General features: G+C 35.7%; 10 protein-coding genes. 3 read left to right on the top strand and 7 right to left on the bottom strand.

Annotated features, from left to right (window positions below; all coding sequences use genetic code 11):
- Positions 1-575: 575 nt before the first annotated feature.
- The 4 genes from B3600_RS07525 to B3600_RS07510 form a co-directional block, all read right to left on the bottom strand.
- Entirely contained in the window at positions 576-1,022 is a 447-nt protein-coding gene (locus B3600_RS07525) for a nuclear transport factor 2 family protein (RefSeq protein ID WP_286752591.1), read from the bottom strand.
- A gap of 241 nt (positions 1,023-1,263) precedes the next feature.
- A complete protein-coding gene (locus B3600_RS07520; RefSeq protein WP_286752590.1) occupies positions 1,264-2,346 on the bottom strand; it encodes a S41 family peptidase in 1,083 nt (360 codons plus the stop codon).
- Between the two features lie 1,026 nt (positions 2,347-3,372).
- Complete coding sequence (locus tag B3600_RS07515) at positions 3,373-3,822, bottom strand: hypothetical protein (RefSeq protein ID WP_286752589.1); 450 nt, start codon at positions 3,820-3,822, stop codon at positions 3,373-3,375.
- 170 nt (positions 3,823-3,992) lie between these two features.
- Entirely contained in the window at positions 3,993-4,439 is a 447-nt protein-coding gene (locus B3600_RS07510) for a nuclear transport factor 2 family protein (RefSeq protein ID WP_286752588.1), read from the bottom strand.
- Between the two features lie 218 nt (positions 4,440-4,657).
- Here B3600_RS07510 and B3600_RS07505 point away from each other — a divergent pair, with 218 nt between their 5' ends.
- A complete protein-coding gene (locus B3600_RS07505) occupies positions 4,658-5,416 on the top strand; it encodes a type 1 glutamine amidotransferase domain-containing protein (RefSeq protein WP_286752587.1) in 759 nt (252 codons plus the stop codon).
- Between the two features lie 289 nt (positions 5,417-5,705).
- Here B3600_RS07505 and B3600_RS07500 read toward each other — a convergent pair whose 3' ends face one another.
- Complete coding sequence (locus B3600_RS07500; RefSeq protein WP_286752586.1) at positions 5,706-6,692, bottom strand: PDDEXK nuclease domain-containing protein; 987 nt, start codon at positions 6,690-6,692, stop codon at positions 5,706-5,708.
- A gap of 133 nt (positions 6,693-6,825) precedes the next feature.
- Positions 6,826-7,272, bottom strand: coding sequence for a nuclear transport factor 2 family protein (locus B3600_RS07495; protein ID WP_286752585.1), 447 nt, complete (start codon positions 7,270-7,272; stop codon positions 6,826-6,828).
- Positions 7,273-7,488: 216 nt separating this feature from the next.
- On the opposite strand from B3600_RS07495, the gene B3600_RS07490 reads away from it, so the two are divergent.
- Positions 7,489-8,766: a hypothetical protein gene (locus B3600_RS07490; protein ID WP_286752584.1), complete on the top strand. Its 1,278-nt coding sequence runs from the start codon at positions 7,489-7,491 to the stop codon at positions 8,764-8,766.
- Positions 8,767-9,020: 254 nt separating this feature from the next.
- On the opposite strand, the gene B3600_RS07485 is transcribed toward B3600_RS07490, so the two are convergent.
- Entirely contained in the window at positions 9,021-9,467 is a 447-nt protein-coding gene (locus B3600_RS07485) for a nuclear transport factor 2 family protein (protein ID WP_286752583.1), read from the bottom strand.
- A gap of 177 nt (positions 9,468-9,644) precedes the next feature.
- Here B3600_RS07485 and B3600_RS07480 point away from each other — a divergent pair, with 177 nt between their 5' ends.
- A complete protein-coding gene (locus tag B3600_RS07480; protein ID WP_286752582.1) occupies positions 9,645-10,196 on the top strand; it encodes a hypothetical protein in 552 nt (183 codons plus the stop codon).
- Positions 10,197-10,416: the final 220 nt, after the last annotated feature.

Below are 10,416 nucleotides of genomic sequence, written 5' to 3'. Positions count from 1 at the left end.
ACAGTTGGTGTTACACTCCCTTTTCATAAGGAGAACGGCGTCTCCTTATCTAATACTAGGGTCTAGCTCCTCCGTAGTGACCAAAAGATGTGGAATTCCAGCCTGGCTCAGGATTATTCATACTATATCCAATAGAGTCTACAATAAGATCTGCAACTTTACTTTAAAAAAAAGTCGCCAATAAATCTTCCACCATCGATTGTCGACATTTCATTAACACTCAAGTCTTGAGCATCAAAACTTTTCAAATCTAATTTATTCATTTTTTTTAAACTTTGAATTTACTCCAATAAAACTATTTAGAAATGACTATTGTTCTTACAATACAAAACGGCTACAAGCTACCTTTTGAAAGAAAGGTCCAACATAAAAATTGGCGTCGTACAGTGAAAATCCAATAGTCTTTAAAAACATTGGATGACGAAACAAAAAAGAGGAAACAATAGGAAACATAAAAATTACTGTACAAATAAACGCTAAGAGAAAGGGTCTGATGAGAATCAGGCCCTTTTGACGTAAAAAAGCCACATCTCACGACATGGCTTCACAACATATATATTTGTAAGGGATGGCTCCTATTTATAAGAATTGATCGATTTGGATACTTTCCAGTCATTGCCCACACGCTCCAACGTAACCAGATCTGTTTTGGTGAAGTTCTCAAATTTCAACGTGACTTTAGCTACCATATAGTCTGCCGATTCTTCTAAGATGTCTGTGCTTACTACACAATTCAGCTTTTCTCCGTTTTGTTTCTTCAAAGATTTAACCACTTCGCTACGGCTGTTAGACTGCACATTGGTTGCTTGGATCTTTTGATTAAAATCAGCTGCAAATAACTGCTCTACGCCTGCAGATTCACCTTCTGTCGTCACTGCAACATAATGCTCAAGGGCAAAGTCTGCTGTAGAAAGGTTAACGTTTGCTTTTGCTGATTTGGAACCCGGTCCTTCAGCTGCCATAGCGAAAGTTGATACGGCGATTAGGGCTGCTGCTGCGAATGTTTTTACTAGAGTTTTCATAATGTCTTTATTTTATTGTGTTAGTTTATCTGTTCTTATTTGTTGACTCAAAACTACAACACAATAGGCCTCTAGCCTACAGGCTTTAGACCAACAATCAAGAAAACTCGGTGAATGGAAGGAATGGGGAGGTGAAAAGACTCACTGCAATGATTATTTTTTACTGTTGTAATGATCTTATGGTCTTTATTTGAATAATGATCGTTTGCTATAAAAATACGCTATGTGAATCTATGTATTTTCATAAAGAGAAATTACTTCGCTTGCTTAGAATTTCCAAAGCTTTCTCAATATAGTCTTTCTTACTATTAATCACCGCTTCTAATAATTGATTCGTGGTTTTAATATTTGAAAGATCAAATGGCAAAAGAAAATCAGGATTCACTCCTTCGTTAATTTTATATTTTTTCCCATTACGGTCTTTTAAAACACTTATAGTCAAATCCAGCGAAAAATTATTCCCAATCTCATAATATTGATTGGTCGATGTGAGACCGTATGTCTTTTGACCAACCGTTATCACATTTTTCTGTCCTTTAAAATGTAATAAAAATGCCTCGGCAGCACTGGCGGTATAATAACTGGTCAAAATAATAATGGGAACTTGCGTATTCTTCAATTTAATGGGCGGACGTTTTTTGGGATCTAGCTCTAAAATATCATATACTTGCTTAGCTTGTTCCCCTTCTGGTTTAAGAACTACCGAAATCTTTTTTTCCTCCCCTTTATTCAAAACATCTGAATAGCTGTAATCGACGTCAATTAATGACGCAAAATGCCATATCATGGGATAGTTGGCTCCACCACTGTTTTCGGTAAGGTCTATTATCCAAGCTTGGGGATTATTATCATCCAAAAATTTGAGCTGTTTTCCAATAGTATCTATATATTTTGCCTGCTCCAACCTAACTGGAGGAATATTTATATAAGCATATTTTCTGTCAATCATATCATATCTAAAATTTTTGGGTGGCAGGCCTGCATCTGAATCAGTCATCTTCGCCATCTGACGCAACTGAACCATAAAATCCGCTTTGATGCTCGTATCGGTCTCATGATATTGTATAGAAGAATGCACATCCCGGAGATCACTCAGAACCGTCTTGAATAAGGGGAGTAAATCTTTAGCTTCTTTAATACCACAACTTTTCTTGATGATAATCGGAGCAATAGAGTCCCAATTTACATTGGCACTGGAATATGCATTGGATTTAACTGTATCAATAAAAGCATTTGTTAATTGCAGGATGTCCTTATTTTGGGCAACTGCACTAAAACAGAACGTAAAAAACGATAGTACAATAAGTAAAGAAGATCTCATCATGCTCAAATATAAGATAAAAAGAAAAATTTTTTCATTGATTAATTACTTAAATAATAAATCTTAGTTTGAAAACAGAGCAAGATAGGCACGCAAAAAAGCCACATCTCGTGGCGTGACCTTAAATAAGGCTCAATCTATTTTAGAAATAGTCATTTTAAGCTTTCTTTTTCACATCGCACTTACCAATCATTTTCCGTTCAAAGGAACAAAAAAAGTAGCCGGTTCATAATCATCTTCCGCTAACAAAAACCTTTTAAATAGAATAAATAGGCTATAGAATATTTTGCAATTAATGGGCTCTCTAAGTTCCAAATTGTAGATTTTTCCGTGTCCAATGCATTGCCCTTGTTAAAATAAGATATGCATTAAAACTGATACATTCAAATATTAACTTATACTTATTCACAATTTTCAATCAGTTTTTAGATAATAATTAATCACTTGTTATTCAGTTTACATTAAGTAATCACTGGCGATCACTGAACAAGTTTTGTTTAAACACTTAATTTGCCCCCTCTTTAAACAGAATTTGTTGAAAAAAATTTAAAAGAATGGAGAGCGGCTAAAATAGAAAAAGCCACATCCTGAGACATGGCTTCACAACTTGTATATTTGTAAGGGATGGCTCTTAATTATAGGAATTGATTGATTTGGAAACTTTCCATTCATTCCCCACACGCTCCAACGTAACTAAAAATCACTCCAATAAAACTATTTCAAATTGACTATTGTTCTTACAATATAAAACGGCTACAAACTACCTTTCGAAGGAAAGGTTCAACATAAAAATTGGCGTCGTACAGTGAAAATCCAATAGTCTTTAAAAACATTGGATGACGAAACAAAAAAGAGGAAACGATAGGAAACATAAAAATTACTGTACAAATAAACGCTAAGAGAAAGGGTCTGATGAGAGTCAGGCCCTTTTGACGTAAAAAGCCAGATTTCAGGATCTGGCTTCTAAACTAAAACGTACTACCCCTAGTTTTCGGGATCCTTTATTTGCTCCAATAAACATATCATCCGCTAATAATCAGCCTTTGTTATAAGCATCCATCTCATTATATTGAAAATGAAAAATAATGCAAGCCAAGCAAAAGAAAACATATCCGGGTATTGTAAGACAGCATGTAGGCTATAAAGACCTGCTATCCCTATAACTATCGAAAATATCCTATCTAATGTAGTTCCCAGTCTTCTTTTTACGATATATAACGAATGCAGTAAAACTGTTGTACAGATTAGAATATAAATAACCGCCAGTAGAGCTTGAACAACTAAGTCCCACATGTTGATGAAATCAACATAATTCAGGCAAGTAAAAAACTGAAATAGAGCAAGAAATAACACCATAAAAAAAAGGAGCGTAAATTTTTCACCCGGTAGAGGTAAAAGCAACAAAAGCAATATTATAATGATATTAATAAACGCTTTATATTTTACTAGTCTTTCCATTAAGAAACTATGCTTTTTCATAATTGATTTATTTAATATCCCAAAGCTACCCTTCTTTTAAGATCAAAAATTTGATAAAAGGCAAAAAAAAGACATATCTCTTTACCATGGATGTTGTCTATACGCCAAAACAAAAAAAGCCACATCTTCCGATATGGCTCTACAACATATATATTTATTTGGGATGGCTTCTACTTATACGAATTGATTGATTTGGAAACTTTCCAGTCATTGCCTACACGCTCCAAGGTAACTAGATCTGTTTTAGTGAAATTCTCAAATTTCAACGTCACTTTAGCCACCATATAGTCTGCGGATTCTTCTAAGATGTCTGTGCTTACTGTACAGTTCAGCTTCTCTCCTTTTTGCTTTTTCAAGGATTTAACCACTTCGCTACGGCTGTTAGACTGCGCATTGGTAGTTTGGATCTTTTGATTGAAATCAGCTGCAAACAACTGCTCTACTCCTGCTGATTCTCCCTCTGTCGTTACCGCAACGTAGTGATCTAAAGCCAAGTCCGCTGTGGAAAGGTTAACGTTTGCTTTTGCCGATTTTGTTCCCGGTCCTTCAGCTGCCATAGCGAAAGTTGATACTGTGATTAAGGCTGCCGCTGCGAATGTTTTTACTAATGAGTTCATAATGTCTTTATTTTATATTGTTAGTTTATCTGTTCTTATTTGTTGACTCAAAACTACAACACAATAGGCCCCTAGCCTATGGCCTTTAGACTAACAGACCGGAAAACTCGGTGAATGGCAGGAATGGGGAGGTGAATTTTAATTTTGTGATGTAGGTCACGGTAAATTACCATACAAAATCAAGAAATTTGTTCCAACAAGAAGAAAATCAAAGCAATATGAAAGCAAAACAACTCTTTAGGCAAATAGGAATATTTTCGGCTTTATTAATCTTAATAGTAACGCATTGCTATGCAACAAACCGAAAACCAAAAATTCTATTCGTAGTGACTAGCCACGATACAAAAGGCAATACAGGCGAAAAAACAGGTTATTATCTCGGGGAAGTCTCGCATCCATGGGAGGTTTTAACAGCTGCCGGATATGAGATTGATTTTGTTAGCCCACAGGGCGGAAATCCACCTGTGGATGGATTTGACCTAAATGATCCCGTTAACAAAAAATTCTGGGAGGATAAATACTACCACAGTAAAATTACCCATTCACTCAAACCTTCTCAGGTCAAACCTGAAGAATATAAAGCTATCTTTTATGCCGGAGGACATGGTGCGATGTGGGATCTTCCTTTCGACTCATCAATCGCAAAGATTGCCAGCAAAATATACGAGGCAAATGGGGTCATTGCAGCTGTATGTCATGGACCTGCAGGCTTAACCAACATCAAACTGAGCACCGGCGAATATTTGATAAAAGGGAAAAAAGTTAATGGCTTTAGCAACGAAGAAGAAGAGCTTGTAAAGCTCAGCAATGTTGTTCCCTTTTTACTAGAAGATAGACTAAAAGCAATAGGTGGGATTTATGAAAAATCCGAACCTTGGCAGTCCCATGTCACCGTTGACGGTAGATTGATCACTGGCCAAAATCCACAATCAGCCAAGGCTGTAGGCATGGCCATCGTCAGGGCATTAGGTGAGTAAGGTATCCTCAAAAAAAGCAACATCTAACGACGTGACCATAATAAATAGATGATTTACTTTTTATAGTGTTAGTTTTTTCATCTAAATAATTTGTTCTTCATTTGTGATGAAGCTATCATTAGCATTTCCATCGATGCTCATGATGGTTATTGTTCTTATTTGTTGACTCAAAGCTACAATACAATAGGCCCCAAGCCTACTGGCTTTAGACCAACGATCAGGAATACTCGATGAGTGACGGGGAAGGAAGAGGTAATTACACCGACGATATATAGTAACAAATAACAATCTAAATATCACTATTATCAGCCTGTTCAAATAATTCGTGTAACTTTTGTTGAAGTAGCTTTTTATCGGGTAATTGTGTTTTATATTCCGCGACTACTGTTGGTGAAAGACTGCGGCTCAAAGCATACTCAACCACCTCACTATCTTTATCTTTACATAATAGAACACCAATACTTGCGTTCTCATTGGATCGCTTAACGTCTCGATCAAGAGCCTCTAGATAAAAATTCAACTGACCAAGATGCTCGGGCTTAAATTTATCTACTTTTAATTCAAATGCCACTAAGCACTGTAATCCTCTATGAAAAAAAAGTAGATCAATATAAAAGTCAGAATTTCCCACTTGTACTTTATATTCTTGGTCAATAAATAGGAAGTCTCGCCCTAGCTCAAGAATAAAATCTTTCATCTGACGAAGCAGCCCTTTTTGAAGATCTCCTTCATTATAGGATTCTGGTAAATTTAAAAAGTCAAAAACGTAGCTATCTTTAAACGCTTTATTAATGTCTACCTCAAATTCTCTCGGCAGTGACGAGAGTTTTGCATTTCCAATCATTGTGCGCTCAAAGACAGAACTATTAATCTGTCGCTCCAACTCCCTGGAACTATATTTTTCCTCGATAGTTAGCTTCAAATAAAATTCCTTTTCTTCAACTGTCTTGGTACGGCTAAAAATTAAAACATTATTTGTCCAACTCAATTCTCTCGTCAATGCCGAGAGTTTTTCACTGCTGCGATACGTTTCGTAAAACTGTTTCATTCGCCAAAGATTCTTATCTGAAAAACCTTTCAATTCAGGTTCGTGCTGTTTAATGAAAAAAGCCAATTCTTTGACGACCGACTGTCCCCATTCGGAAGTTTCAATCCGCGCGCTAATATACTTTCCAATACGCCAATATAAATTCATTAATTCCGTATTAACTGCCTTAATAGCTTTAGATTGAGATTCTTTAATAAGCTGAATAATTTCTACAAAACGCTGCTCCATGTATAAAGGATTATTTCTCAAATATATAAAAATCTAAAAAAATTAGCAATCAAAAGAAAATATCATTTTTAGAAAAAACACCACATCATTCGATGTGGTGTCATAACATTTATATATTTACTTGAGATGGCTCTTATTTATACGAATTGATCGATCTGGATACTTTCCAATCATTGCCCACACGTTCCAAGGTAACTAGATCTGTTTTGGTGAAATTCTCAAATTTCAAAGTCACTTTAGCAACCATATAGTCTGCCGATTCATCGATGATATCGGTGCTTACTGTACAGTTCAGCTTTTCGCCTTTTTGCTTTTTCAATAGTTTAACTACGGCACTACGGCTGTTAGACTGTGCATTGGTAGCTTGGATCTTTTGGCTGAAATCGTCGGCGAATAACTGCTCTACTCCTGCTGATTCTCCCTCTGTAGTTACTGCAACGTAGTGATCGAGTGCCAAGTCTCCTGTGGAAAGGCTAACGTTTGCTTTTGCCGATTTTTTTCCCGGTCCTTCAGCTGCCATAGCAAATGTGGATACTGCGATTAGGGCTACTGCTGCGAATGTTTTTACTAGCGTTCTCATAATGTCTTTATTTTATTATGTTAGTTTTTTGTTCTTATTTGTTGACTCAAAATTACAATACAATAGGCCCCTAGCCTACCGGCTTTAGACCAACGCTCAGGAAAACTCGGTGAATGGCGGAAATGGGGAGAGGAAAGGGTTTAGAATAAAGCATTGAATTTTCGATAATCAGACTATAACAGCTATCTTTAATAGCAAAAGCTTCCACAAGTCCAAATGATTGAAATTTACCATCAACACTATAAAATATTAATCTATACCGATCACCAATATACAGTTGAGTCTGCCGATAATCTCAGACGCTACAAACAGGTATATGTTGATGATTCTCGTGATCGATATAGCAACGTATCTAACATTGCCATTTTAGTAAATCATGGTCAAGATGAAGTGGCTAGTGCCATTCTTTGTGATACAGGGGTTTTCACAGGATTGAGCGAATCCTCCTTTATAATCGAGGAAAGTGTGCTTTATATTTGCGCGGGGAATAAACTGTATTATTTAAATATACCAGACTTAACACTCAAATGGACAGGACAAGTAGATCATATAACGAATTTCAGTGTTCAGAAATTAGAAGATGATCTGCTCGTTCATGGTGAACTCGAAATCACAAGAATAACAAAACTCGGAGAAATAAAATGGCGATTTGGAGGACACGATATCTGGGTAAATAATAATGGCCATCAAGAAGTGACAGTATTACCGAAAAGTATACAACTGGTTGACTTCCAATCAATTTTTTATGCTATCGGATTTGATGGAAATACTATTTCTAAAAAAGCAGCGGATTATACAACGGCTATCATCTATTCATATGATAAAATCATAGGGTCAGCACAACTAGAAGCTGGGGATTTTTCTATGGGAGGCCTATATGGATACTTTAACCCCAATCAAACATATTTCGCACAGATTCAGCAGCACGCCCAGGAATTTCTAAATACAAATGGTCAGAATTTAAAAGAATGGCTGGCCTTAAGATTAAATATTCAACTCGAAAATGGACTGTTTTTATTTCCCACAGGAGGTATAACGATAGAAGATAGTGAGGAATTGCCAGAAGAACCTAAAAGAATCCACCTAGCGGGAGTTGACACTAAAATAATTGAGGATTTTATTATCGAAAATCCTACAACAGCCTTTGTAGAATATCCTTGGGATGCAATATCAATTGAGAAAAAATTAGCTTTCGAAGATATGCTGTATAAAGAAATCGATTCATCAGGATCTATAGTCGATTATTTACGGAGCCATTCTACGAACACTATTTTAAAAGGAGCCACAGTTTCAGCCTTTTGCATAAATGTTAATTCATCTCAGGTTTTATTTGAAATACAAAGTAAAAAGATCGATCAACGCTTTGCATTAATAGCATTCAAGCAATCCGATCGAGATGGAACTCATTTGTTAAAAGGTATTAAATTATTTAATGATTTTGACGAATTCAAAGATCTCAAGATGTATCCAGACAGAAATCAATGGGAGAAATAAATTGAAATGAAAAAGGAAGGCAAGATCTTCATATAGTATAAATAAGCCTATACAATTTATCAAAAAAATTTATTCCAATAAAACTATTTTCAAATAGCCGTTGTTCTTATAATACAAAACGGCTACAAGCTGCCTTTCGAAAGAAAGGTTCAACATAAAAATTGGCGTCGTACAGTGAAAATCCAATAGTCTTAAAAAACATTGGATGACGAAACAAAAAACCTATAGCTTCGCAGAGCACTAGTTCTTGAGATTTATTTATATGAATTAATTGATTTGGATACTTTCCAGTTCTTGCCCAGACGCTCCAAGGTAACTAGATCTGTTTTGGTGAAATTCTCAAATTTCAAGGTTACTTTAGCAACCATATATTCTGCCGATTCCTCGATGATATCGGTGCTTACTGTACAGTTCATCTTCTCGCCTTTTTGCTTTTTAAAAGATTTAACAACTTCGCTACGGTTGTAAGACTGTGCATTCGAAGATTGGATCTTTTGATTAAAATCTTCAGCAAATAACTGATCTACTCCTGCTGATTCTCCCTCCGTAGTGACCGCAACATAGTGATCAAGTGCCAAGTCTGCTGTGGAAAGGTTAACGTTTGCTTTTGTTGCTTTTGCTCCAGGTCCTTCAGCTGCCATAGCGAAAGTGGATACTGTGATTAAGGCTGCCGCTGCGAATGTTTTTACTAATGCCTTCATAATGTCTTTATTTTATATTGTTAGTTTATCTGTTCTTATTTGTTCTTATTTGTTGACTCAAAACTACAACACAATAGGCCCCTAGCCTATTAGCTTTAGACCAACGATCAGGAAAACTCGGTGAATGGCGAGAATGGGGAGGTAAATATTTTCTTATCTTTAAGAAAATATGCTAATATGGTTGACTTAACACGTAGAAAGGTTCTTGCGTATCATTTAAGACATTTAGCTGTCGGACTTATCAGCAATGATGACTTTGAGGAAGAGATAATAGACAATGTATCCTTTGGTTGTCTTCCTGAATATTATTATTCTTCAAAACAAGCCAAATTTGATGATCCTATCATAAGACCAATGCTCGAATTAAGCTGGTGTTTATATAGCGATTTAGAAAATCATAAATTTACTGGTAAAAACCAGCTTTCTGATAAAGAGCTGAAAGACATTGCTCGGTTTATTTTATTCCTACATTCGGATTTTGAGTACGAGTGGCCTTACTTTGATCGTATAAATCCGCTATTTAGGTTTTCATTTAAAGACTTGTTATTTACTGCTCTCACTTTGGGACAACATTATGGCGTAAAACTAAATGAGCAGAAACAGCAGTTTGAAGAATTTATGCATACAGGAGATCATGAGCTATGGCCTTTTATCAGCAAAAAACAGTATGAACAGCAATTGAGAAAGCAACCATTTTTAAGAGGCATAAATTCAATAAAATCCAACTAAGGGTGCTGATAGAAATACGTCGAATAATGACACTTCCACCAAAAAAAATCAAATAATTGAATTTATCGTATTGTTTTAAATAGCGTAGTTCATTATTTTTAGGGAAATACAAAATTTAACAAAGACCATATAAACGAGATATCAAAACACGGGTATCAGAAAAACACTTTAACCTTTAAATTATAATAAGCATGAGAATGACCCAAAGCAACCTACGTAT

Source organism: Sphingobacterium sp. UBA2480, assembly GCF_002341965.1.
GTDB classification, from domain to species: domain Bacteria; phylum Bacteroidota; class Bacteroidia; order Sphingobacteriales; family Sphingobacteriaceae; genus Sphingobacterium; species Sphingobacterium multivorum.
Note: the sequence above shows the minus strand (reverse complement) of the source record. Positions and strands in the feature narration are given on the sequence as shown.

Excerpts from the sequence above, each read along its gene's own strand:
- B3600_RS07525 (WP_286752591.1), bottom strand. The coding sequence starts at position 1,022 with ATGAAAACTCTAGTAAAAACATTCGCAGCAGCAGCCCTAATCGCCGTA.
- B3600_RS07520 (WP_286752590.1), bottom strand. The coding sequence starts at position 2,346 with ATGATGAGATCTTCTTTACTTATTGTACTATCGTTTTTTACGTTCTGT.
- B3600_RS07515 (WP_286752589.1), bottom strand. The coding sequence starts at position 3,822 with ATGAAAAAGCATAGTTTCTTAATGGAAAGACTAGTAAAATATAAAGCG.
- B3600_RS07510 (WP_286752588.1), bottom strand. The coding sequence starts at position 4,439 with ATGAACTCATTAGTAAAAACATTCGCAGCGGCAGCCTTAATCACAGTA.
- B3600_RS07505 (WP_286752587.1), top strand. The coding sequence starts at position 4,658 with ATGAAAGCAAAACAACTCTTTAGGCAAATAGGAATATTTTCGGCTTTA.
- B3600_RS07500 (WP_286752586.1), bottom strand. The coding sequence starts at position 6,692 with ATGGAGCAGCGTTTTGTAGAAATTATTCAGCTTATTAAAGAATCTCAA.
- B3600_RS07495 (WP_286752585.1), bottom strand. The coding sequence starts at position 7,272 with ATGAGAACGCTAGTAAAAACATTCGCAGCAGTAGCCCTAATCGCAGTA.
- B3600_RS07490 (WP_286752584.1), top strand. The coding sequence starts at position 7,489 with ATGATTGAAATTTACCATCAACACTATAAAATATTAATCTATACCGAT.
- B3600_RS07485 (WP_286752583.1), bottom strand. The coding sequence starts at position 9,467 with ATGAAGGCATTAGTAAAAACATTCGCAGCGGCAGCCTTAATCACAGTA.
- B3600_RS07480 (WP_286752582.1), top strand. The coding sequence starts at position 9,645 with ATGGTTGACTTAACACGTAGAAAGGTTCTTGCGTATCATTTAAGACAT.